Origin of the sequence: Paenibacillus xylanexedens (genome assembly GCF_007676705.1) — a bacterium.
In the GTDB taxonomy this organism is placed as follows: domain Bacteria; phylum Bacillota; class Bacilli; order Paenibacillales; family Paenibacillaceae; genus Paenibacillus; species Paenibacillus xylanexedens_C.
On the sequence record NZ_VEBF01000003.1, the window covers coordinates 131,348 to 153,503 of the forward strand.

Annotated in this window: 23 protein-coding genes; all 23 read right to left on the reverse strand. The window is 47.2% G+C overall.

All coding sequences use genetic code 11. The features are described from left to right. Window positions 1–75: 75 nt before the first annotated feature. Window positions 76–507: a 3-hydroxyacyl-ACP dehydratase FabZ gene (fabZ, locus tag FS628_RS18535; protein ID WP_145324406.1), complete on the reverse strand. Its 432-nt coding sequence runs from the start codon at window positions 505–507 to the stop codon at window positions 76–78. Window positions 508–990: 483 nt separating this feature from the next. Continuing rightward, window positions 991–1,215, reverse strand: a complete 225-nt coding sequence (locus tag FS628_RS18540) for a DNA-directed RNA polymerase subunit beta (RefSeq protein ID WP_017691949.1) — start codon at window positions 1,213–1,215, stop codon at window positions 991–993. Window positions 1,216–1,227: 12 nt separating this feature from the next. Then, window positions 1,228–2,067 carry a flagellar hook-basal body protein gene (locus tag FS628_RS18545; protein WP_145324408.1) on the reverse strand — a complete coding sequence of 280 codons (840 nt, stop codon included), beginning with the start codon at window positions 2,065–2,067 and terminating at the stop codon, window positions 1,228–1,230. 417 nt (window positions 2,068–2,484) lie between these two features. After that, the gene (locus FS628_RS18550) at window positions 2,485–3,369 is read right to left on the reverse strand and encodes a flagellar hook-basal body protein (protein WP_145324410.1); all 885 of its coding nucleotides are present in this window, start codon (window positions 3,367–3,369) and stop codon (window positions 2,485–2,487) included. A gap of 102 nt (window positions 3,370–3,471) precedes the next feature. Then, a complete protein-coding gene (locus tag FS628_RS18555) occupies window positions 3,472–4,470 on the reverse strand; it encodes a rod shape-determining protein (protein WP_145324412.1) in 999 nt (332 codons plus the stop codon). A gap of 219 nt (window positions 4,471–4,689) precedes the next feature. Next, complete coding sequence (spoIIID, locus tag FS628_RS18560) at window positions 4,690–4,977, reverse strand: sporulation transcriptional regulator SpoIIID (RefSeq protein WP_024632710.1); 288 nt, start codon at window positions 4,975–4,977, stop codon at window positions 4,690–4,692. Between the two features lie 170 nt (window positions 4,978–5,147). Continuing rightward, the gene (locus FS628_RS18565) at window positions 5,148–5,888 is read right to left on the reverse strand and encodes a M23 family metallopeptidase (protein ID WP_145324414.1); all 741 of its coding nucleotides are present in this window, start codon (window positions 5,886–5,888) and stop codon (window positions 5,148–5,150) included. Between the two features lie 488 nt (window positions 5,889–6,376). Then, window positions 6,377–7,717: a stage II sporulation protein D gene (gene spoIID / locus FS628_RS18570; protein WP_145324416.1), complete on the reverse strand. Its 1,341-nt coding sequence runs from the start codon at window positions 7,715–7,717 to the stop codon at window positions 6,377–6,379. 465 nt (window positions 7,718–8,182) lie between these two features. Further along, window positions 8,183–9,529, reverse strand: a complete 1,347-nt coding sequence (gene murA, locus FS628_RS18575; protein WP_186327875.1) for a UDP-N-acetylglucosamine 1-carboxyvinyltransferase — start codon at window positions 9,527–9,529, stop codon at window positions 8,183–8,185. A gap of 522 nt (window positions 9,530–10,051) precedes the next feature. Continuing rightward, window positions 10,052–10,309, reverse strand: a complete 258-nt coding sequence (locus FS628_RS18580; RefSeq protein ID WP_076332551.1) for a DUF1146 family protein — start codon at window positions 10,307–10,309, stop codon at window positions 10,052–10,054. 602 nt (window positions 10,310–10,911) lie between these two features. After that, complete coding sequence (locus tag FS628_RS18585; protein WP_145324420.1) at window positions 10,912–11,316, reverse strand: F0F1 ATP synthase subunit epsilon; 405 nt, start codon at window positions 11,314–11,316, stop codon at window positions 10,912–10,914. Between the two features lie 62 nt (window positions 11,317–11,378). Then, entirely contained in the window at window positions 11,379–12,782 is a 1,404-nt protein-coding gene (gene atpD / locus FS628_RS18590) for a F0F1 ATP synthase subunit beta (RefSeq protein WP_047840699.1), read from the reverse strand. A gap of 94 nt (window positions 12,783–12,876) precedes the next feature. Continuing rightward, window positions 12,877–13,749, reverse strand: coding sequence for an ATP synthase F1 subunit gamma (atpG, locus tag FS628_RS18595; RefSeq protein ID WP_036612560.1), 873 nt, complete (start codon window positions 13,747–13,749; stop codon window positions 12,877–12,879). Window positions 13,750–13,958: 209 nt separating this feature from the next. Beyond that, the gene (gene atpA / locus FS628_RS18600) at window positions 13,959–15,473 is read right to left on the reverse strand and encodes a F0F1 ATP synthase subunit alpha (protein ID WP_047840700.1); all 1,515 of its coding nucleotides are present in this window, start codon (window positions 15,471–15,473) and stop codon (window positions 13,959–13,961) included. Window positions 15,474–15,489: 16 nt separating this feature from the next. Next, on the reverse strand, window positions 15,490–16,038 hold the full coding sequence (locus tag FS628_RS18605) for a F0F1 ATP synthase subunit delta (protein WP_145324422.1): 549 nt from the start codon (window positions 16,036–16,038) through the stop codon (window positions 15,490–15,492). Further along, window positions 16,035–16,523 carry a F0F1 ATP synthase subunit B gene (gene atpF, locus FS628_RS18610; protein WP_145324424.1) on the reverse strand — a complete coding sequence of 163 codons (489 nt, stop codon included), beginning with the start codon at window positions 16,521–16,523 and terminating at the stop codon, window positions 16,035–16,037. Before atpF ends, FS628_RS18605 begins: the two co-directional genes overlap by 4 nt. A 115-nt stretch (window positions 16,524–16,638) precedes the next feature. Then, a complete protein-coding gene (atpE, locus tag FS628_RS18615) occupies window positions 16,639–16,863 on the reverse strand; it encodes a F0F1 ATP synthase subunit C (protein ID WP_017691934.1) in 225 nt (74 codons plus the stop codon). Between the two features lie 78 nt (window positions 16,864–16,941). Further along, window positions 16,942–17,760 carry a F0F1 ATP synthase subunit A gene (gene atpB / locus FS628_RS18620; protein ID WP_145324426.1) on the reverse strand — a complete coding sequence of 273 codons (819 nt, stop codon included), beginning with the start codon at window positions 17,758–17,760 and terminating at the stop codon, window positions 16,942–16,944. A gap of 45 nt (window positions 17,761–17,805) precedes the next feature. Next, window positions 17,806–18,183: an ATP synthase subunit I gene (locus FS628_RS18625; RefSeq protein WP_145324428.1), complete on the reverse strand. Its 378-nt coding sequence runs from the start codon at window positions 18,181–18,183 to the stop codon at window positions 17,806–17,808. Next, window positions 18,176–18,430 (reverse strand): AtpZ/AtpI family protein, encoded by a 255-nt coding sequence (locus tag FS628_RS18630; protein ID WP_145324430.1) that lies wholly within the window; start codon window positions 18,428–18,430, stop codon window positions 18,176–18,178. Before FS628_RS18630 ends, FS628_RS18625 begins: the two co-directional genes overlap by 8 nt. A 185-nt stretch (window positions 18,431–18,615) precedes the next feature. Beyond that, complete coding sequence (wecB, locus tag FS628_RS18635) at window positions 18,616–19,773, reverse strand: non-hydrolyzing UDP-N-acetylglucosamine 2-epimerase (RefSeq protein WP_145324431.1); 1,158 nt, start codon at window positions 19,771–19,773, stop codon at window positions 18,616–18,618. Between the two features lie 56 nt (window positions 19,774–19,829). Next, the gene (gene upp / locus FS628_RS18640; protein WP_017691929.1) at window positions 19,830–20,459 is read right to left on the reverse strand and encodes a uracil phosphoribosyltransferase; all 630 of its coding nucleotides are present in this window, start codon (window positions 20,457–20,459) and stop codon (window positions 19,830–19,832) included. A gap of 425 nt (window positions 20,460–20,884) precedes the next feature. After that, window positions 20,885–22,132, reverse strand: a complete 1,248-nt coding sequence (gene glyA / locus FS628_RS18645; RefSeq protein ID WP_165980299.1) for a serine hydroxymethyltransferase — start codon at window positions 22,130–22,132, stop codon at window positions 20,885–20,887. Window positions 22,133–22,156: the final 24 nt, after the last annotated feature.

The following is a 22,156-nucleotide window of genomic DNA, read 5'->3' on the forward strand; positions in this document are numbered from 1 at the left end:
TGCTGAGATACTTCAGCATCTTGCATCATTCGGCCCGACTACGTTCCTGCATGATGTAAATGCTCACGTATGTAATCAGCTTGGGTCAGACAGTGCAAACATGATCTCGCCTTCAGCGACCACTTTGTCGTCCACTCGGGCTGTTGCTTTACCTTTACCAATAGAACCCTTCAGACGCGTAATCTCCACTTCCAATATCAACGTATCGCCGGGCACAACTTGTCCACGGAATCGGAAGTTGTCCAGTCCCGCCAAAAAGCCGATTTTGCCTTTATTGCCTTCCATATTCAGAATAGCTACTGCGCCAACCTGAGCCAGCGCTTCTGTAATCAGCACGCCAGGCATTACCGGATACTCTGGGAAATGACCAATGAAGAATGGTTCGTTGATCGTTACGTTTTTCAGACCAACGGCACGTTTGCCATCCTCAATCTCTAGAATCTTGTCCACCAGCAAAAACGGGGGGCGGTGCGGGATGATTTCTTGAATCTGTTTGATATCGAGCACAGTGTTATCTCCTCTCGGGATGTTTATATGAGCATTCTTCATCATAAAGTTTTCATGTGCGCACAGGTGGCCGTTGCGGTTACGGATCGTTCTTTCGATCGCTGTTGTTTCCTAATGTTTCTGAACTATTTTCAGATGGATAACATTCGGAAACAAAGGCGAGCGCTTCGCTTCTTTCAAACGATTCCGTTCCCTCCACTGACTTTAGTGCGGACGTGAAAAACCTGATTATCATCAAGTCGAAGCTCATATAAAAGGTTTTTAATTTTAATGTTGTATGAAAAGCATTTTTTCGGTTAACACTAGTTATATCCTTCATGACTGCAGTAGTGAAGGTTAAGATAAGGGGTCTCTCTTCGCGATGACGAATGTCTTTCGCAGGGGAGGCCTCTTTTGCTATGAAACGTCATCCATCATTATACTGTTTTCAACGTCAAAAAGAAAACTCCTGCCTGCGCAGGAGTTTTCGCTGAACTCGTTACATTATGGAGCGAACACCAGATTATATACATGTTCCCATGTACTCCATTGCCATACGGAACCGATATCCTGTTTGCCCAGTACCACATATCCAGCTACCATTCCGCCAGCGAGGGCAAGAACAAGCAGGACAGGAACAAGGAACCATCTTGCGATGCGCCATCCACTTTTCTTCTTCTTGACTTCCTTCTTCTCCGGCTTACTGTTCTGCTGCTGTGTTTCTGTCATCACATTCACCTTTTACGCTCTCATATTGTTGGCAAGACCCAACATGGAATCACTCGAAGTCAGCGCTCGTGCTGCCAGCTGGTATGTCCGCTGTCCTTGCATAAGCAAAGACATCTCCTGTGTCAAATCTACATTGGATTGCTCCAGATAACCTGGACGGATCATGGCGACCGCTTGACGTGTAGCCGCGTTGGCGCCAAATACATCATCCTCAGTCAATCCCGCATCCAGACCGAATAGGTTATCCGCATACTGTACCAGTCCCTCAGGGCGTTCAATGTCTACCACTTGCAGCTGTGCTCCAATGGTTGCGTTCGCCTCATTACCGCGTCGGATTAACAGGTTGCCATTTTCATCAAAAGCAACTTTGCTATTAGTCGGTGCCGTAATACGGTTGCCTAGACGATCCAGGGCAAAGTGACCTTCGCCGTTGACCATGACCATCATATCTGGTGCATTCGGAGTAGGCTTCGGTCTTGTATCCGGTACAAAATGAAATGCACCCTGACGTGTCCACATTTTCTCCCCATTTGCTTCAACCGCAAACATGGCATTTCCCTCAATGGCCAGATCTGTGGGAAGACCAGTCTCGTTTAAGGTACCTTGAGACATATCCTTCGTCACATCTGCCAAACGAGCACCAAAACCGAGGTTATATCCCATTGGTGTAGAGCGCCCATCCAGCTTGTACTTATCCGGTTGTTGTTGAACCCGGGTCAGCACGTCCTCGAAGGCCGCTTGCTTGCTCTTATAGCCTGCCGTATTCACGTTGGCAATATTATCGGAAATGACATCCAGACGCTGCTGTATAGCGGTCATGGAAACCTTGGCACTAATCATGGAATTATTCATCGGTGGTTTACCCTCCCTTGTGTCCTGTCCACCCTCCCAAACCCTCCCTAGTAGGGAGGGCCCCAGATGGCGCTGCCCTCTGGACTCCCGAAACAGGCGGATTAGGTAAGTGGGGTACGATCTTGCTAAGTGACGATGGTGTGTGTTCGCCGCGACTGCCCGACTATGATTCACGCCATATCTTCACATGGCTGAATCATAGTCGGGCACGCTCTTTATACGGCGTGTAGCTCCGCGTGGTCTCTTCCCTGCTTTGCTTCGCAAAGGACTGTCGAGACCGTCGCTACGCTCAGATACTGCTGCGCATTCCTCCCATAGTCTCGGATGCGTTTGGTTTGCGCTCCGCGTGAGCCTCTCTGCTTTGCTACGCAAAGGACGTTTGACTCTCCGCTGCGCGGTTATATTTAAACGTCGGCGTTATACACGCCCGACTTCATTGACGGCTTTATCCAAACTGCGATCGTAAAATTGCACGATCTTCTGGTTTGCTTCATACGCGCGGAATGCGGCGTTCATATCAACTGTGGCCTGTGAAGCATCCACATTCGAGCCTTCCAGGTAACCCTGACGGATCTGCACATTATCTCCTGCAGCCATCATCCGGGCCGTTGCCCCGTTTGTATCACTAAGACTGAAATTGCCATCACCTTGACGAACCAGCTGATTCGGTTGGTCAATGACACTGATCCCAAGTGTTACGCCTGTCGGTACACCTGTTGCTGCATCCACAAGACGTCCTTGCTCATCCACTTTAAATTGCTCTACAGAACCTGTCAACACCACAGGTTGACCATTATTATCCAACACTTGTGAACCTGTTGAACTCAGCAGTTGCCCTGTTCCTGTAATATCAAAGTGACCATCGCGTGTATATCTCGTGTTACCTTCCGCATCCTGAACTGTAAAGTACGCCTGAGGTTGGTAAGTTACCGTGCCATCGGCCCGTACAAATTTGCCTGAAGCGTCAAACGGAACAGGTTGTCCAGTCTGCGGATCATTGACCGTCATATTGGATGAGATGGAAAAATCATTTTTCTGTCCCGTCTCCATAATGGTCCCCTGCAAATTCATGGACAAACTCTCTTCCGCGAACACTCCCGTGTTCAGCTTGCCCAGCCGCTTTGTTGGAAGATTGGCATCTCCGCCTACCAAAGTAATGAGCATTTCCGGGAAGGAACGGCTTACGCTGTTCACCTGTTTGTATCCCGTGGTGTTCATATTTACGATATTCTGTGTTGCTGTGTCATGGCGGCGTTGTTGCGTAATCATTCCCGCAGTAGCGGTGTACAGACCTCTTAACATGAATTAACCCCTCTCCTCAAGCGCTTGTCCTGCATCGCAGGTTGGCTGCTTGTCCGTTCTGCTTCCCGAGCATGGCGAACCTTTGCTATTTATATCGGCAGATTAGAACTTTTTCTTAACCACCTGATCCAAATTATTAAGCATAATGCCTGTCCCCTTCACGACACAATGCATTGGATCTTCCGCAACCCATACCGGTACATGCAATTCATTGGACAAAAGCTCGTCCAGTCCTTTGAGCAATGCGCCTCCACCAGTCAACACTACACCACGGTCGATAATGTCCGCTGACAATTCCGGCGGTGTACGTTCCAATACCGACTTCGCTGCAACGATGATGGATTGCACAGAATCCCAGAGTGCTTCCTGTACTTCTTTTCCCGATACCGTTACGGTAACTGGCAGACCGGATACCATATCGCGTCCGCGAATATCCATCTCGGACTGATGTCCACCTGGTGTCACGGAACCAATCGCAATTTTGATATCTTCCGCGGTCCGTTCGCCGATCATGAGCTTGTACTTGGCTTTGATAAACTTGATAATGGCTTCGTCGAACTTGTCCCCTGCGACTTTAATAGAAGAGGCGGTGACCACGTCGCCCATAGAAAGGACTGCAACGTCAGTCGTTCCGCCGCCGATATCCACGACCATATTGCCGCTCGGCTGAAAAATATCCATTCCCGCACCGATCGCTGCCGCTTTCGGCTCTTCTTCCAGAAACACTTCTTTGGCACCGCTGCGCTCCGCCGCCTCGCGGATGGCCTTCTGCTCCACGGAAGTAATGTTCGTTGGTGCACAGATCAGAATTCGAGGGTGGCTGTACCAGCTTCTTGCACCTACACGATTAATGAAATGTCTGAGCATCGCTTCTGTAATCTCGAAGTCCGCAATAACGCCGTCGCGCAACGGTCTAATGGCAACAATGTTACCTGGAGTACGCCCCACCATACGACGCGCTTCTTCCCCAACAGCAAGGACACGCTTCGTATCTCTTTCAATGGTCACGACGGAAGGTTCATCGAGGACAACCCCACTTCCTTTCACGTGAATAAGCACGTTCGCCGTGCCAAGATCAATACCGATATCCTTGCTAAACATAAAAGAGCCCCCAAAGTGATATTATTTGGTCAGCGTATCCTGTGAAAAAGAGTCCCTTATCACGTCACCGCTCGTTCGACAAAGTGCAACATATATATGTAAAAATCGGGCTGATAAGATGTCATAATTCGATCCTGTACCAGCTTTTAACATATCATACTTCAGGGGAGGGATTCAATGCATGTGTGAGCTTTTTGGCCTACGTCTTTAAGAAGAGGCTTACGATTTGGCGGAAGCCAACACCTCACGTTTCTTGCCACTCGTTTTTTTGTATTTGATTTTGGTCGCTTCACCGCCCCGCAAATGGCGGATCGACTTGTGGTACTCCAAAATGTGTTTCACCTGGTCAGCAAGATCAGGGTTGATTTCCGGCAGACGCTCCGTCAGATCCTTATGCACAGTACTCTTTGACACGCCGAATTCCTTGGCTATGGTACGGACCGTATTCCTCGTCTCAACAATGCAGCGACCAATTTTGATGGTCCGTTCCTTGATGTAATCGTGCACGCTCCCGCCTCCCTACTGTGTGGATAGTTTGGTACATTATATGAGGAGCATGCCTATATATTCGCGGTTTAGAGGTGTGACAAGCTTCGAAGGTCCCATTATTTTCTGAAAAGCACAAAAAGAGCAGAGGTTTAACCCTCTGCCCATCATGTTGCTGCGGTAAAAATCATTTATTTTTCCGGAAGATATCCTTGCGGGTTAACCGGCTGTCCGTCTTCGTACACTTCAAAGTGAAGGTGGTTGCCAAGCGTTTTACCCAATTCATTGACGCCAGCAGATGCAATTGCATCTCCCTGTTTCACTTCGTCGTCCTGTTTCACTTTGACGTCTGCCAAGCTTTGGTATACCGTCTTCAGGTTATCGCTGTGAGTGATTTCCACAACTTGACCTGTGAGCGGATTTTGCTCCACCCGTGTAACTTTACCGGCAAGCGCTGCTTTTACCTCAAACGTTTTGTTATCCCCACGTGCCAGATCGACACCCGTGTTCGGGATAAATGTATCATTGTACTGCACCATCGCCGCTTCATGTTCCTCGGTTGAAGCTTCGTTGTCATAGAAAGGTTTTACTACTGAAATTTCGGACGGTACCGCTACCGGCCATACAAAATTCTCCGACTTTGCAACAACTTCCACACTTTCCTGTTCTCCGCCTACTGCTGTTTCTTCTGTACCCGCCGTTGCGCCTGTTTCTACTACCCCGCTAGCAGGGTCCGAGTTCAGCGTTTTGTCGCCTGTGCCCTGATAGACCCACACTAAGGTTAGTATAATGCCTGCTGCTGCGATGTAGGCTGCCGGGAAGACCCAGCGTTTGGACATTGCTCTTTTCCATGAAGAGGGCTGGCTAGCCGGTACTCCTTGAGTTGTTTTAGGAGTTTCTTCTTGGATTGTTTTTTTGTTTTGTTCATTCATCTTAATCACCTCAGTAACAAGTGTTACCGGGTGCAACTCTTTTATACACGCGCGACTCTAATTATTTTCACGGAGGTTTCAGAGAGTGCTATATATGTGGGGATGAGTGGTTAGTACGTGCGCCGCTCCGGGGCCAGAAAAACTTTCGACCGGCTGTTACTCCCGGATTTCTTCTATCACCTTCTTCAAAAGGTGAAATCCGGTAGTAAAGGCGGACACTTCGTTTCTACAGGTCTTTTCTGTCCCCTGCGCTCCCCATACGCTACACTCTCCGCATATATAACCGAATCTCGAAAGCTCCGGAATGGGTGGTTCGTAGAGAAGCCGAAATGATATAGGATGTGACTGAGATACCACGCGTCTGAGATTCGTTAGAATTTTCATTCGTCGTGATATGGGCTGATAAGGTTTCTCAGATTCGTTACCCATCAGTTCCAAAACTAAACTGCTCATCCCCGTACGTTAGTATCCATTCGAATTCCTCTCTCCTACTTCGATGCCAGCATCTTGGATGCCTGTCCGAATGAGATGCCTGTATAGTAATGTTTGAGAATCTGGGTGGCGGTGTGTCCCTCCTGCGCCATGCCGTTCGCTCCCCATTGGCTCATACCCACACCATGCCCATATCCGTACGTTGTAATCTGGACCTCATCTCCCACGGCCTTCCAACTGAACTGGCTGGACCTTAACCCAAGCAGCTTGCGAACCTCAGGACCGTTGAATGTTTCACCTGCGATCTGCATTTCCTTAATTCGATGCCCTTTGGTTGTAGATAATACTTCCATCCACGATCCATCCTTCTGAGCAGTAACCGGAATGGCATCCAGATTCAGTTTCTGCAGAATCTCGCTACGTTTCATCGTAACGGTCTGTTTGAAGCCCGGAGCCAGACTTTTATCCCATGGACTGTCTACACTTTGCAGATATGGCACAGCGTTCCCCCACACATCTTCTGCATTCTCCGTATATCCATTGCTTGTAGAGAAAAAGGAAGCTGTGATCGCTTTGCCTTGATATGTCATGACCGCATCTCGACTTTCGCGTACAGCCTGTTGCAGCTTCTCCCATTCCTTCGCCTTCCCCAGACGAGTCCATTCCGATTTCACCTGATCTGGCGGGATAAACACCTGGTGACTGACCGTATCCGTCACATCCGCCGCACCCGATGGAACACCGCTTGTATCACTCGCAGCGAGTCTTCGTACGATAAATGTGCGCGCTGCGATCGCCTGCGCCTTTAACGCCTCCAGTCTGAATTCCGCCGGCATCTCTGCTGCCACTACCCCTGTAACATAGTCTTCCAATGGCAGATTCATCGTTGTCCCTGTTGCAGACAGGTATACGCGTACTTTGGGTTCGGGGTAGGTAACAGGGACTGCTGGCGCAGGAGCTGGGGTTCGTGTAATGTTGGCATCTGCTCTAACAGGGGTTGACTTAACCGAGTCGCTCTCCCGCGGCCATACCAGAATCACCGGAATCAGTAATGCCATCGCCAATAATGCAGATACAGCCGCAGCCGGTTGCCATTTTGTAGGGTTGCGCCCCCATCGACGTTTTCGTCCGAATGTCCGCATTCGACGACGCTTTACCCGGCGGAACTGGTCCAACTCAATAACAGGTATATGGATGTGCTCGGCTGCCTGTCGGTCTAGTTTATCTGTCGACTTCCCTTCTGGGCTTGAACATTTTGCAGGCTGTGATGGGACAGCCCTCAGGTTCACTGGGGCAAGCTTGTCTTTTTCCACTCCAGTAACGATATTCTCCTCCGGCTCTTGCATATCCGGACGGGGGACAAGGGGTACCTTTACCTGTACACGAGCTTCTTTCATTCGAATATAACCCTCCGTTGTCTATGGCCGGTTAAGTGCCGGTCGTGTTGTTCAAATCCATAGTTTAGGGTATGAGCTAGCTCGATCTGATAGAACCTGATTTAAGAGAAACGGGTCCCTTTTCGTTCCGTTAACTTTCCAGCTTTCTTTTACCATGTACATCTTAAAAAGGTTGATCTGTCGCTGAATACCGGTGTTTATCTGGATATGACACCCTATATAAAGTCTGCTCTTTCATTTGGTTCAGAATCGATACAGAATACGATGTTATGATATATAAGTTAGGACCAGCTATTAATAGAATCAGGTATCAAACATCACGTTCGTCTTCTTAAAAATAAACACAAAAAAAGCCAAGCCGGATGGCTTAGCTTTTTCATCTTTTACAACATATGTTCCATCGCATTTCCAAACAACCGTGTGCCTCAATACTACAGAACAGTATTCTTTTCGTTCAATCCAGTGTTAAGCCAAAGTTGGTTGTACCTTAAACATAGGTACTTCTTTCTCCACTTTTTCACTAGGTGCTTTGGTTGCTTCCAGCTTAGGCTCATCAACCGAGATCCGATAGATGTCAGCGCCAAGACCGTTAAGCTTCTCAGCGAGATGTACATAACCACGGTCGATGTGATGAACACCGCCCACTTCCGTTGTACCTTCAGCAACAAGACCTGCAATAATGAGTGCGGCACCCGCACGCAAATCGGTAGCCGTTACTTTGGCACCCTTCAGCTTGGCATTACCTGTGATGATGGACGAACGTCCTTCAACTTTGATCTCCGCATTCATCAATTGGAACTCATCCACATGCATGAATCGGTTTTCAAAAACAGTCTCTGTCACGACACTTGTTCCTTCAGATGCCAGCAAGAGTGCCATCATCTGAGATTGCATATCTGTCGGGAATCCTGGGTATGGTAATGTTTTCACATCCACAGCCTTAAGAGGACGATCTGCGATTACACGCACGCCATTCTCATCCGGTTGGACCGTTACACCCATCTCTTCAAGCTTCGCAATAACGGAGCCCAAGTGATCAGAGATTGCACCTTCAATGTACACGTCACCACCAGAGATTGCAGCAGCAGCCATATACGTACCAGCTTCTACCCGATCCGGAATAACCGTGTGTGTTACGCCTGTCAGTTTCTCCACACCTTCAATGCGGATAACTCCAGTACCAGCACCACGTACTATGGCGCCCATTCCATTCAGGAAGTTGGCAAGATCCACAATTTCAGGTTCTTTTGCCGCGTTCTCCAGAACAGTTACACCTTCAGCCAATGTTGCAGCCATCATAATATTTTGAGTGGCACCTACGGAAGCCACATCCAGATAAATTTTCGCGCCACGCAACCGACCTTGGCTACGAGCTTCGATATAACCTTGGCCCAAGCTGATCTCTGCGCCCATGGCTTCAAAACCTTTCAAATGCTGATCAATAGGCCGTGTACCGATGGCACATCCACCAGGAAGTGAGATTCTTGTATGACCCATTCGGGTCAACAAAGGCCCCATGACCAGGAAAGACGCCCGCATTTTACTTACCCATTCATACGGGGCTTCGCAGGAAGTAAGTTTCTCCGCATTTACGGTAATCACTTCGTCCCGGTATGTAACTCCCGCTCCCAGCGATTCCAACACCTTGTTAATCGTCATCACATCGTCTAGAGGAGGCGCGTCAATAATAACGCTTTGTCCTTCTTCCCCTAAGAGAGAGGCAGCGATGATCGGAAGAACAGAATTTTTAGCGCCGCTAACTTTGACACTTCCGGTCAACCTTTTGCCACCGCGGACGATAAATTTGCTCATCATGGTTCCCTCCGCGCTTTTATTCCCTTTTCTTCATTCCGGAATACGTAAGCCCCACTATGTGTAGAAAGGACTGTTGCTGTGTGTGGAATTTCGACATATTCTGGCATATTGCCGCAGATGTCTGTTCAGAAAAGAATTGGTTTTTATAATCCATATCAATAATACCATGTGCAGTGCATTCTGCTATTTAGCATGTAAAATTAGTGTCTTACAAGCAAGCAGAGCATCAGAACAGACACAGTGGGATGGTTATTAGCCGGCATCAACCGGATATCCCGTTTATAACTACAAAATAAGTGAACAATTGTGAATTCCCTAACTTCCATCATAACATTTTTGAATTGTACGATACAAGCATTTTTACATAAAACATCTCAAATCCATCCAATTTCACGTCACATTTTTTTCTTAATTTCTTTGCCGACAACTCATACTCTAATTGTTAACACAATTAATCGATGTTATTCGACAATGAGCAGCTTGAAGAACCTAACAGATGATTAACCAACCATCTCAACATTAAAACAAATTCTTCAACATTTGGGTCCAAGACAAGTAGTCAATGACAAAGCCAGCAACGGCGTGCCCCAAAATGATAGCGAGCAACAAATGTAACAGTCTTCCCTGAGCACCTCGTGGCTGTCTGATGATTAAATCCAGTTTGAGGTTTTGCAAAGCCCACCAAGACAATGCTATACATAACAGGGAGACGATAATTGAGACCAAGCCATTGGTGCTTAGCGCTTGGTTCACCTGATTCGTCAGATCAGTATCCATATATTCATTACCTCCACATTTGTTGCAGCGATCAGCATATCATATGCCCAACACCCATAACTTGTTAGCATAGAATGTATTGAGGATAACATGCTGAGCGTACTGTCAGATTTACTCCTGCCATGCAGGAATCTCCTGATGCCCAAAGGGCGAGCAGCAACAATCCGGCTGTGCATGACTATGGAATCTACTACGCAGCTTCCTGCTTCTGCTGACTCTATGGAATATAGGCTCTTTCATCATACATTGTCAATTACATTGATTTCCACTTCTAAAATATTTTAATTTTAAAATGCCGGGATTTTGTGACTAAAACGACATAAAAGAGCGTTATTTCGATATCGATTCTGTCATTTCCTCGGAAATAATTTATAATCCTTCATGTAAAAAATGGTTCTCATAGTGGTAAATACGCCCACTACTTTAGTCCTACATCCTATTCAAATTCTCATAAACGGTGAATAATGGATTTAAGAAACTTCTCTATAATGAAGAATCTCCTGGATGTTCAAACAAATAATTTTGCTATTTTGATAAAACAATTCTATCAAAAAAACTCAAAAAAGCCCGGCAGACTAGGCCGCCGGGCCTTCAAGAATCGTTTATTTGCCGAATACATTAATCCGGTTAACCGCTTTTTGCAGTGCGATCTCTGCACGTCGGTGATCAAAGTGGTCCTGGTTGCTTTGGCTTGCAAGCCGACGTTCTGCCCGCTCTTTTGCCGCACGCGCACGATCCACATCAATATTTTCCGGGAATTCAGCACTCTCTGCGAGTACAACTACCTTATCTTTACGAACTTCGATAAACCCGCCACCGATAGCAACTTGTTTATTTTCTTTTCCATTATGGATATGGATCGGTGCAATCTGCAAAGGTGTAACCATAGGAATATGACCTGGCAGAATGCCCAGTTCCCCTTCAATACCACGAGCCGTAATGCTATTCACCTGTTCTGAATATACCAAACGCTCGGGTGTTACGATTTCCAACAAAAAGGTGCTCAATTCCATCCCTCCTGAAATATCCGAAGGATAGCCCGCTTCATAAGGACAATCCTGGATTCAGACTAAACCAGTGTTTTGGCTTTCTCCACTGCCTCTTCAATTGTACCAACAAAGAGGAAAGCTGCTTCCGGAAGATCATCATACTTACCTTCGAGAATCTCTTTAAAGCTGCGCACCGTTTCTTTAACCGGAACGTATTTACCCGGAATACCGTTAAATGCTTCAGCAACGTGGAATGGCTGGGACAAGAAACGCTGGATTTTACGAGCACGGTATACAAGCGCTCTGTCTTCTTCACTCAACTCGTCCATACCCAGGATTGCAATGATATCTTGCAATTCATTGTAACGTGCCAAGATACGTTTAACGCCTTGAGCTACACTGTAGTGTTCTTCACCTACAACTTCAGGGGACAAGATCCGGGAGCTGGAAGCCAGTGGATCTACCGCAGGGTAGATACCCATCTCGGAAATTTTACGCTCCAGGTTCGTCGTTGCATCCAAGTGGGCAAACGTCGTTGCAGGAGCCGGGTCAGTGTAGTCATCCGCAGGCACGTAGATGGCCTGGATGGATGTTACAGAACCTTTTTTCGTTGATGTGATACGCTCTTGCAGTTGACCCATTTCTGTTGCCAACGTAGGTTGGTAACCTACCGCGGAAGGCATACGTCCAAGCAAGGCAGATACTTCTGAACCCGCTTGGGTGAAACGGAAGATGTTATCGATAAAGAGCAACACGTCACGGCCTTCTTCATCACGGAAATATTCCGCCATTGTCAGACCTGTGAGGGCTACACGAAGACGTGCACCTGGAGGCTCGTTCATTTGTCCGAAGACCATTGCTGTTTTGTTGATAACGCCGGAATCACTCATCTCGTGATACAAGTCATTACCTTCACGTGTACGCTCACCAACACCCGCGAATACGGAGATACCGCCGTGCTCCTGTGCGATGTTGTTGATCAATTCCTGAATGGTTACCGTCTTACCTACACCCGCACCACCGAAGAGGCCGATTTTACCACCTTTGGCGTAAGGAGCGAGCAAGTCGATAACTTTGATTCCTGTCTCCAGCATCTCTGCTTGGGTAGTCAGTTCATCAAATGCAGGTGCTGAACGGTGAATCGGGTTCTTGTGCTCAGCAGCTACGGCACCGCCAGTATCAATTGCTTCGCCGAGTACGTTAAATACACGACCCAGTGTTGCTTCTCCGACAGGTACAGAGATTGGAGCTCCTGTATCTAATGCTTCCATACCACGAACAAGTCCATCCGTGGAGGACATCGCAATACAACGTACACGGTTGTCACCCAGATGTTTCGAAGCTTCGAGTGTAAGGTTTACACTAACGCCGCTCTCACTTACTGTAGTGATCGTAATGGCATTGAGGATTTCCGGCAGACCGCCGCGATCAAACTCGACGTCAACAACCGGACCCATGATGCTCACAACGCGTCCTTTGTTCATCTTAACGTTCCCCTCCTACAAGCCTGCTACTTTTGCAAAAATAATGTACCGTTCGTTTATCTTTGCTCTGCAAGCCTTCATTAATAAAAAACGGTTAGCCTTGTGCTGCGTTGGCACCTGCCACAATTTCCGTAATCTCCTGCGTAATCGCCGCTTGACGGGCACGGTTATAGGTCAATGACAAGTCGTTAATGAGTTTGGATGCATTTTTGGTTGCATTACCCATTGCCGTCATTTTCGCGCCCAGCTCACTTGCCTTACCGTTCAGAAGCGCACCATAGATCAGCGTTTCCGCGTAACGCGGAAGCAAAACCTCCAGTACAGCCTCAGCAGACGGCTCGTATTCGTAGCTTGCCGTTGGTCCTTCCGCAGCAGTTACCTCAGGTGTTTCCATCGGAAGAAGTTTTTCTACCGTAGGAATCTGGGTCAACGCATTCACAAAGCGGTTATAACAAATGTACAATTCATCAAATTCAGCCAGTTCAAACCCATGAACAGCTTCGTGTGCGATGGATTTGATATCTGCAAATGAAGGCGAATCCGACAGATCCGTTGTTGTGGATGCCATCGCAATTTCACGACGTCTGAAGTAATCGCGTCCTTTACGTCCAATGACGAACAATTCGTAGTCATCCTGGGAGTTGTGGCGCTCTTTGAGCGTCTGATTAACCTGACGCAAAACGTTCGCATTGTATCCACCTGCAAGACCACGGTCCGATGTAATGATCAGGTAAGCAGTCTTTTTGACCGGACGGCTCTCCAGCATCGGGTGCTGTATGCCTTGGGTGCTTGATGCAATACTCGCTACAACTTCTTTCAGTTTCTCCGAATAAGGACGGGCTGCTTCCGCTTTTTCCTGCGCTTTACGCAGTTTTGCAGCAGCTACCATCTCCATTGCTTTGGTGATCTGCTTGGTGCTTTGTACGCTTTTAATTTGCCGCTTAATTTCGCGCATGCCTTTTGCCATGATTTCACCACCTTAAAGTTTTGACAAAGTCAAAACTACATCGTAAGCACAACCCTACTTTGACGGAGTCAAAGTTACTTCGTAAGCATCACCATTAGTTTTGACAAAGTCAAAACTACATCGTAAGCATCATCTTTTTTGACAGAGTCAAAGTATTACATGCAGACATGCGGAATCGGTTAGACAACTCCGCACCTGCAATCATTTATTTAGACAGAGACAGCAAAGCTCTTTCTGAACTTCTCAATTGCGCCTTTCAGCGCGTTTTCGTTGTCTGCAGTCAATTCTTTAGTATCACGGATCGATGCAAGAATTTCCGGGTGGCTGCTCTCCATGAACGCGAGGAACTCACGCTCAAAACGAGTAACATCACCTGTTGGAATTTCATCCAGGAATCCTTTAACTGCAGTGTACAAGCTGACTACCTGTTGTTCTACAGGCAGAGGCTGGTTAACACCTTGCTTCAGGATTTCCATCATGCGTGCACCACGATTCAGGCGGGCCTGAGTCGCTTTATCCAGATCGGAACCGAACTGGGAGAACGCTTGAAGCTCACGATATTGAGCGAGGTCGAGACGCAGGGAACCTGCAACCTTTTTCATCGCTTTAATCTGAGCAGAACCACCGACACGGGATACGGAAATACCTACGTTGATCGCCGGGCGTTGTCCAGCATTGAACAAGTCAGCTTCCAGGAAGATTTGTCCGTCTGTGATGGAGATTACGTTCGTTGGAATGTATGCAGATACGTCGGAAGCTTGTGTTTCAATAAACGGAAGTGCGGTTAAAGAACCACCACCAAGTTCATCATTCAGCTTCGCAGCACGCTCCAGCAAACGGGAGTGCAGGTAGAAGACGTCACCCGGATAAGCCTCACGGCCCGGTGGACGACGAAGCAACAAGGAGAGCTCACGATATGCAGAGGCTTGTTTGGTCAAGTCATCATAGATAACCAGAACATGCTCGCCTTTGTACATGAAGTACTCACCCATTGAGCAACCGGAATACGGTGCGATGTACAAGAGTGGTGATGGATCGGAAGCTGCTGCAGTTACAACAATTGTGTACTCCATTGCGCCTTTACGACGAAGAGTTTCCACAACTTGAGCAACCGTAGACTGTTTCTGACCAATAGCCACGTAGATACACTTCATGCCGCTACCTTTTTGGTTCAGGATCGCATCAATTGCGATGGATGTTTTACCTGTTTGACGGTCACCGATGATCAACTCACGTTGTCCACGGCCGATTGGAACCATTGCATCGATGGCTTTGATCCCTGTTTGCATTGGCTCATGAACCGATTTACGATCCATTACACCTGGTGCTTTACCTTCAACTGGACGGAATTCCGTTGTAGCGATTGGCCCTTTGCCATCTACTGGAATACCGAGCGGGTTCACAACGCGTCCAATCAATGCTTCGCCTACAGGCACTTGCATGATTTGACCAGTACGTTTCACTTGGTCGCCTTCACGAATATCGTAGTAAGGTCCCAGGATAACGACACCGACATTGCTTTCTTCTACGTTCATGGCGAGTCCCATAACACCGCTTGGGAATTCAACCAACTCGTTGGACATGACGTTCTCAAGTCCGTAAACACGAGCGATACCATCACCAACCTCGATTACCGTTCCGACTTCGACTACATCGATATCGGTCTTGTATTGTTCGATTTGGCTCTTAATTAATGTACTGATTTCTTCTGGTTTGATACTCAAGTGTCCTCACCCCAATCTACTGTACTCGTCTGTTAAAAGACTGCTCAAGACGTTCGAGCTTGCCAGCCAAGCTGCCGTCATAGATCGTATCGCCAATGGCGACTTTCAATCCGCCCAGCAGAGTCGGATCAACAATGTTCTCGATACGAATCTTTTTATTCACACGGCCACCGAACTCACGGGCTACCGCTTCTTTTTCTTCATCATTCAATGCATAAGTCGAGTAGACACGCGCATCAGCGATGCCGAGCGACTCACCTTGGATCTTCCGATAATCAATCAGCAAGTCTTCCAGCAATTCAACGCGTCCGCGTTCAATCAACAACAAGACTGTACGAAGGACTGATTCGGATACCTTACCATCAAGACTTGAGTGAAGCACCTGCTGCTTAGCTTCATCAGAGATGTTAGGAGATACGATGAATTTCTCGATATCAGCATCTCCGGTCAATGCACTAACTACTGCAACCAGTTCCTGTTCAACCTCAAGCACCTGCTGCTGCTGAAGAGCAACTTCGAACAATGCTTTCGCATAACGCTTGGCAACAATCGTATCGCGGCTCATTGTCGGCCTCCTACCTCATTGAGGTATTGGTTCACAAGTTCTTCTTGTGCAGGACCGTTCTCAACTTCTTTTTTGATCAACTTGGATGCAATCTGAACGGAAGCTGTACCCAGTTCGCTTCGAAGCGCTGCGACTGCTTTGTTCTTCTCGCTCTCGATTTCGCGTACTGCATCGTCTTTCAGACGATTAGCTTCTGCTTTCGCATCAGCCAAAATCGATTCAGCTTGTTTGCCACCCGTTTGTTTGGATTGTTCAATGATGTCGTAAGCATCTTGGCGTGCTTGCTCAAGAGCTTGTTTTTGTTCCTCCACATAGGCGATGGCCTGTTCTCTAGTCTGTGCAGCCTCATTCATCTGCGTCAACACGAGTTCACGACGTTTTTCCATAATGGAGAACAAAGGACCGAAAGCATAACGGCTAAGCAGCCAATATAAAATTGCGAATGCAACAATCGCAAGAAGCGTATTTTCCCATATGAAACTCAATCTGTTCACTCCTTCCTGGAGGTATCCTTGAAACATTCATCTGCAGGTAGCAGACATTACCTAAAAAGAAGGCGCGGATGGCTATGGCCTTCCCCGCCAAACCTTTAAAATTTAATTAAGCCATACCGTAGAACATGAACGCGAGTACCACACCGATGATCGGCAATACCTCGATCAAACCTACACCGATAAACATTGTTGTTTGAAGAGTGGATTTTGCTTCCGGTTGACGGGCAATACCTTCCACCGTTTTGCTGATTACCATACCGTTACCAATACCTGCGCCAAACGCGCCCAGTCCTGCAACAATTGCTGCTGCGATTAATGCCATTGCTCCCATTTGTATATCCTCCTTAAAATGATAAATCGAATTTTTTATTGTTCAGCCTGGTGAAGAAATCTTCGTAGGGCTTGAAACTTAATGCTCGTCGTGCGTCTCGATGCTCTGTGAAATGTACACCATCATCAAGATAACAAACACAAATGCCTGGATCGCGCCGATAAAGATACTAAAGCCTTGCCACACCATTAGTAGCGGAATCGCTGCAATAGCACCAAACACTTTGAATGTGGTCAGTTTCAGGATCGTTGCGATCAGTACCTCACCCGCGAAGATATTCGCGAATAGACGCATACCGTGTGTCAATAGCTTGGATGCCGTCTCAATCAAGTTGATTGGCAAGAACAAGGCGAATGGCTTGAGGTAATGCTGGAGATAGCCTTTCGTGTTGCGGAACAATCCGAGTCCATGAGATACAAGGAACGCTACCAGAGCAAGTCCCATTGTTACAGACAGATCGGCTGTCGGTGATTTCCACCATGCCAGTTCAACGTGCGGGTGTGCTTCCGGGTCCTTGGCATGCGCTTCTTCAAACGCTTCCACCGCTGTAACAATCGGCTGACCGAATACCTGTGCCTGATTAACATCTGTTACTTCAGATACAGCCACGATCGGAAGACCGAGCATATTCCCTACAAAAATGAACATAATCATGGAAAGAGCGAGAGAGATAAAATGTTTACCTTTCTTCATATCCATTGTACTGGAAATCAGATTGCGGACGAATTCTACTGCCCACTCCATAAAATTTTGCAGCTTGCCGGGGTTTTCAACGGATAATCTTCTTGTTGCCAATACAGCAAATATAAAAACAATTGCACCTGTAACAACCAGCATCAACAGAACCGATAGATCCAGTCGAAATCCGCCAAGCATAATAATTGGAGCTTCATGCATATTTTTCTCACCCCTTTCTCGACTTGAAAGCTGCAGCACCTAACATCATTTTGCTCTGCGGGAATGGACAATCCCTATAATCAGTAAGGAATATTGTGCAATGACGAGACCGCCTGCAACCGCATATGTATTGAAGTACTGCGGAAAGCGCATCGATATGAATATACCGAGCACAGCGAGTGCCGCTCTTGTCAAAAATCCCAGGTTCACACGCTTCAAGTTACCTTCTGCCGCATCATCAGACATTTTCCTTACTTTGTAGCCCAAGTAAAATGCATTGATCCAGCTAACTCCTGTACCCAGGGCCAGTCCCAAAGCAATTGTCTCCACACGTGGCATAAAGGCCGCTGCGAGAAAACAAATCATAAGAAAGTACATGATGAAAACAGTCATCGATCTGCGGTATCTGGTTAGTTCACTCATCACTTTCCCCCATGACTTTTTTCGCGATAAAGTAGATGCTTACACCGCCTGCCGCAAGAAAAAAGAGAACGCTTACGGCGATCCATATTCCGTTACCTCCGATGGTCTTGTCCAACCAGGAGCCAGCGTAATATCCGGCAACAGCGAGAATGGCAATCTCGATCCCAAATGCTGTCACGAGTCCCATTGCTTTCCACACGTTATCGTCATGGTTACGGGATGAATTTGGTTTGTTCGAATCGGCCATTTTCCACGCCACCCTTGCAATCCCAGTTAATTTTACTGAATGATGAGAGCCTTTGTCAATTGAATGATTTTAGCGTTTTAAAGGGTAAAACGACGGGAATATAGACCCTCAAAGCCCATAAACCCGCGTAAACCGTACAGTTTAACTGTATGCTTGCCCTTTATAAATCCGTCAGAAAAAAAGTATTATTTTTTGAATTTTCTGTGAAATGATTCCGGACGCTCACTATTTACACCAAAATGGTGCAAAATCGCATTGACAATTCTTTCCGAAGCATGTCCATCACCGTATGGATTGGCAGCCTGACTCATGCTTGCATACAGTGTTTCGTCTGTAAGCAGAGCTTTGGTCCGTTCATATACACGTTCCTCTTCGGTACCTACCAATTCCAGCGTTCCAGCTTCAATACCTTCCGGGCGTTCTGTTGTATCCCGCAATACGAGCACAGGCACACCAAACGAAGGCGCTTCTTCCTGCAAACCGCCTGAATCGGTCAAAATCAAGTGAGTATGCGGGTAAAAGTTATGCAAATCCACCACGTCTAGTGGATCAATTAATTGAATACGGGGATGATTCCCCAAAATCGCGTGAGCCGGCTCCTTCACAGCAGGACTTGGATGCACCGGGTACACGATGGCAATATCTTCGAATTCGTCGGCAATCCGTTTGACGGCCTGGAAAATGTTGCGGTGAGGCTCGCCTTGAGATTCACGGCGATGAGCTGTCATCAGCACAAGGCGTTTGCCTTGGGCCCAATCAAGTACCGGGTGCGTGTAGTCCTCCCGTACTGTATATTGAAACACATCGGTTACCGTGTTGCCTGTGACGTACGTACTAGACTCCGATTTATTTTCTTTGGCAAGATTGGAAGAAGACCAATCCGTAGGCGCAAAGTGTAGATCAGCCAGTACTCCCGTCAGCTGACGGTTCATCTCTTCCGGATATGGAGACAGCTTGTTCCACGTCCGCAGTCCCGCTTCCACATGCCCTACCTGAATCTGTTGCAGGAATGCTGCGTAGCTCGCTACAAAGGTAGTCAATGTATCCCCGTGAACCAGTACAATATCCGGCTTGGCTTCAGCTAATACCGGCTCCAGACCACCAAGTACACGAATCGTAATTTCGTTCAATGTCTGGCGGTCTTTCATTACATCCAGATCATAATCGGGATGAATGTCGAAAACTTCAAGTACCTGATCCAACATTTGGCGATGCTGCGCAGTTACGCAAACAATGGATTCAATAGACTCGGGATGTTTTTGCAATTCCAAAATAAGCGGAGCCATCTTGATGGCTTCCGGACGCACCCCGAAGATCGTCATGACTTTAATTTTGTTGGACATTCGAGCAAAGCCCCTTTTCTATAAGTTCCGAACCTCTTACAAGCATGAAAATATGCTTATTTAGTGCCGTATAGACGGTCTCCTGCATCTCCAAGTCCTGGAACGATATAACCATGATCATCCAGACGGTCGTCCAATGCTGCTACATAGATATCCACATCAGGATGTGCATCCTGTACAGCTTTGACGCCTTCCGGCGCTGCCACCAGGTTCATCATTTTAATTTGAGTACAGCCGCGTTTTTTGAGCACGTCAATGGCTGCAATTGCCGAACCGCCAGTCGCAAGCATCGGATCAATTACGATCAATTGACGCTCTGTCACGTCTGTAGGCAGTTTGGTGTAGTATTCTACCGGTTGCAGTGTTTCCGGGTCACGGAACAGACCAACATGTCCAACTTTTGCCGCTGGCAACAATTTCACAACGCCATCCAGCATTCCGAGTCCTGCACGCAGAATCGGCACCAGTCCGAGCATACGTCCAGAGATGACTTTACCTTGTGTTGCAGCTACAGGTGTCTGTACATCAATCGTTTCCAGTTCAACATCTCTTGTAATCTCATAAGCCATCAACGTTGCTACTTCATCCACCAATTCACGAAAATCTTTCGTATTCGTACGCATGTCGCGTATAAACGTCAGTTTGTGTTGAATCAAAGGGTGATCACATATTACTAATTTTCCCATCTAATTTGTCCCTCCGGTAAGTTCTTCATGTTCAGCATTTCCAAATATACCTAGCCACCATTCATGGGCTCGATAAATCCTGTATATTATATCATCACCAACAACGAATTACACCATCAAAGGGCACCCAATCATTACAGAATACCGAATCCTATAAAAAACAGGACCGGAAAATGATCCATCCGGTCCTGTTTTGCTCATGCTGTTATGTCATTGAGTGGGAAAAATATGAATACAAGTGATGCTCCGCAAACAGATTGCACCTACGACCGCTGTTATCCCCTGATTTTTTTGATTCTCCTATAAAAGGAGAAAATCATGGGATAAAGGCGAGCGCTTCGCTTCTCCGGTTGCATTCTGCCAGCTTCGTCTTTTGTATTCCAATTTATAAAAACTCAAAAGAAAGCAGCATGAGCAACGTTTTTTTAGTATTTAAGGTCGGTATAGAGCGGGAATTGGTCTGTCAGTGCAGTCACTTCTGCACGAGCTTCATCCAGCTTCGCCGTATCTTTTGGATTTTTCAGTGTTTTGGCAATGATCTTACCGATCGCTACCATCGCTTCTTCGTTCATGCCACGGGAAGTTGCAGCAGGTGTACCAATTCGAATACCGCTCGTTACAAACGGGCTAGTAGGATCGAATGGAATTGCATTTTTGTTCACGGTAATACCGATGGAATCAAGCACATGCTCAGCTTCCTTACCTGTGATGTTCACACTGCGTGTGTCGATCAGCATCAAGTGGTTATCTGTACCACCGGAAACGATGTTCAATCCTTCAGCGATCAGTGTTTCAGCCAAAACCTGTGCGTTTTTCACGACATTCTGTGCATATGTTTTGAACGAAGGTTGCAAAGCTTCTCCGAATGCTACCGCTTTGGAAGCGATCACGTGCATCAGAGGTCCACCTTGGGAACCTGGGAATACAGCTTTATCAATGGCTGCTGCCCATGCTTTGCGGCACAGAATCATACCACCACGAGGTCCACGCAGCGTTTTGTGTGTTGTTGTTGTTACGAAATGCGCATGTGGAACCGGGTTTGGATGCAAACCAGCAGCAACCAGTCCGGCGATGTGAGCCATATCCACCATGAACAAAGCGCCTACATCATTGGCGATGGAAGCCAGCTTTTCAAAATCAATGGTACGCGGATATGCGCTTGCACCTGCAACGATCAGACGAGGGCGGTGTTTGAAAGCTGCTTTGCGTACTTCATCATAATCAATCAGGAATGTATCTTCCTGTACGCCGTATGCTACGAAGTTGTACAGCAAACCGGATGCGTTAACCGGGCTACCGTGTGTGAGGTGTCCACCATGGGCAAGGTTCATACCAAGTACAGTATCACCAGGTTTCAATGCTGCAAGATATACTGCCATGTTCGCTTGTGCACCGGAGTGAGGCTGAACATTCACGTGTTCTGCTCCGAACAATTCTTTTGCACGGTCACGTGCGATGTCTTCAACGATGTCCACATGCTCACAACCGCCGTAGTAACGTTTGCCAGGATATCCCTCAGCGTACTTGTTGGTCAGAACAGATCCCAGTGCTTCAATTACTGCTTCACTTACGATGTTCTCGGATGCAATCAGCTCAATGTTGTTCTGTTGACGTTTTAGTTCAAGATTCATCGCTTCCAGTACTGCCGGGTCATTCTTGCGCAATTGTTCCATGATTAAATTCCTCCCAGGTATAAG

Bases quoted from the DNA above. Each gene is read 5' to 3' on its own strand.
- upp (WP_017691929.1), bottom strand. From the start codon at position 20,459: ATGGGAAAATTAGTAATATGTGATCACCCTTTGATTCAACACAAACTG.
- atpB (WP_145324426.1), bottom strand. From the start codon at position 17,760: ATGCATGAAGCTCCAATTATTATGCTTGGCGGATTTCGACTGGATCTA.
- atpE (WP_017691934.1), bottom strand. From the start codon at position 16,863: ATGGGAGCAATGGCATTAATCGCAGCAGCAATTGTTGCAGGACTGGGC.
- atpG (WP_036612560.1), bottom strand. From the start codon at position 13,749: ATGGCAAAAGGCATGCGCGAAATTAAGCGGCAAATTAAAAGCGTACAA.
- FS628_RS18605 (WP_145324422.1), bottom strand. From the start codon at position 16,038: ATGAGCCGCGATACGATTGTTGCCAAGCGTTATGCGAAAGCATTGTTC.
- wecB (WP_145324431.1), bottom strand. From the start codon at position 19,773: ATGTCCAACAAAATTAAAGTCATGACGATCTTCGGGGTGCGTCCGGAA.
- FS628_RS18565 (WP_145324414.1), bottom strand. From the start codon at position 5,888: ATGAATGAACAAAACAAAAAAACAATCCAAGAAGAAACTCCTAAAACA.
- atpD (WP_047840699.1), bottom strand. From the start codon at position 12,782: ATGAACAAAGGACGCGTTGTGAGCATCATGGGTCCGGTTGTTGACGTC.
- FS628_RS18555 (WP_145324412.1), bottom strand. From the start codon at position 4,470: ATGTTTAGCAAGGATATCGGTATTGATCTTGGCACGGCGAACGTGCTT.
- FS628_RS18550 (WP_145324410.1), bottom strand. From the start codon at position 3,369: ATGTTAAGAGGTCTGTACACCGCTACTGCGGGAATGATTACGCAACAA.
- glyA (WP_165980299.1), bottom strand. From the start codon at position 22,132: ATGGAACAATTGCGCAAGAATGACCCGGCAGTACTGGAAGCGATGAAT.
- FS628_RS18540 (WP_017691949.1), bottom strand. From the start codon at position 1,215: ATGACAGAAACACAGCAGCAGAACAGTAAGCCGGAGAAGAAGGAAGTC.
- FS628_RS18580 (WP_076332551.1), bottom strand. From the start codon at position 10,309: ATGGATACTGATCTGACGAATCAGGTGAACCAAGCGCTAAGCACCAAT.
- FS628_RS18630 (WP_145324430.1), bottom strand. From the start codon at position 18,430: ATGGCCGATTCGAACAAACCAAATTCATCCCGTAACCATGACGATAAC.
- murA (WP_186327875.1), bottom strand. From the start codon at position 9,529: ATGAGCAAATTTATCGTCCGCGGTGGCAAAAGGTTGACCGGAAGTGTC.
- spoIID (WP_145324416.1), bottom strand. From the start codon at position 7,717: ATGAAAGAAGCTCGTGTACAGGTAAAGGTACCCCTTGTCCCCCGTCCG.
- FS628_RS18545 (WP_145324408.1), bottom strand. From the start codon at position 2,067: ATGAATAATTCCATGATTAGTGCCAAGGTTTCCATGACCGCTATACAG.
- FS628_RS18625 (WP_145324428.1), bottom strand. From the start codon at position 18,183: ATGAGTGAACTAACCAGATACCGCAGATCGATGACTGTTTTCATCATG.